General features: G+C 45.2%; 1 protein-coding gene. It reads left to right on the forward strand.

What is annotated here, in order from left to right; genetic code table 11:
- Positions 1 to 1,037 (forward strand): MSCRAMM family protein (locus GMD3S_RS0209475; protein ID WP_000341668.1); only part of this gene is annotated, 1,037 nt, incomplete at both ends.

The following is a 1,037-nucleotide window of genomic DNA, read 5'->3' on the forward strand; positions in this document are numbered from 1 at the left end:
GAAATCGCAGGTGCCCAAATCAAGATCTACAAGGGCGATAAGGCAGAAGGTACAGCTGTAGAAAGCTGGACATCCGAAGCTGGTAAATCTAAAGAATTGAGCTTAGCACCAGGTACATACACTTTCCATGAGGAAGCAGCCCCAACTGGTTACCTCAAAGTGACGGATATCACTTTTAAAGTTAACTATGACGGAACAGTTAAAGTTACCAATGTTGGTACCAAGGATGCTAAAGGTGAGGACAATACAGTTGTAACTGACGGTTCAACTATTAAAGTCACCGATAAAGACGATGACCTTCCACGTAAGATTACCTTCAGTAAGGTTAGCCTTGGTGGTACAGAAATCGCAGGTGCTCAAATCAAGATCTACAAGGGCGACAAGGCAGAAGGTACAGCCGTAGAAAGCTGGACTTCCGAAGCTGGTAAGTCTAAAGATCTCAACTTGGCTCCAGGCACTTACACCTTCCATGAGGAAGCCGCTCCAACCGGTTACCTCAAAGTAACGGACATCACTTTCCAAGTCAAAACTGACGGCACAGTGGCAGTGACCAACGTTGGTGAAAAAGACTCTAAGGGTGAAGAGAACAAGGTCGTAACCAACGGCTCAACTGTTACAGTAACGGATAAAGACGATGATAGTCCAAAAGCCATTACTTTCAGTAAAGTTAACCTTGGTGGTACAGAAATCGCAGGTGCTCAAATCAAGATCTACAAGGGCGACAAAGCAGAAGGTACAGCCGTAGAAAGCTGGACATCTGAAGCTGGTAAGTCTAAAGATCTCAACTTGGCTCCAGGCACTTACACCTTCCATGAGGAAGCAGCCCCAACTGGTTACCTCAAAGTAACGGACATCACTTTCCAAGTCAAACATGACGGCACAGTGGAAGTGACCAATGTTGGTGAAAAAGACTCTAAGGGTGAAGAAAACAAAGTTGCCACAAACGGTTCAACTGTAACTGTAACTGATAAAGATGATGACCTTCCACGTAAGATCACCTTCAGCAAGGTTAGCCTTGGTGGAACAGAAATCGCAGG

It is taken from the genome of Streptococcus sp. GMD3S, assembly GCF_000298695.2.
Taxonomy (GTDB): domain Bacteria; phylum Bacillota; class Bacilli; order Lactobacillales; family Streptococcaceae; genus Streptococcus.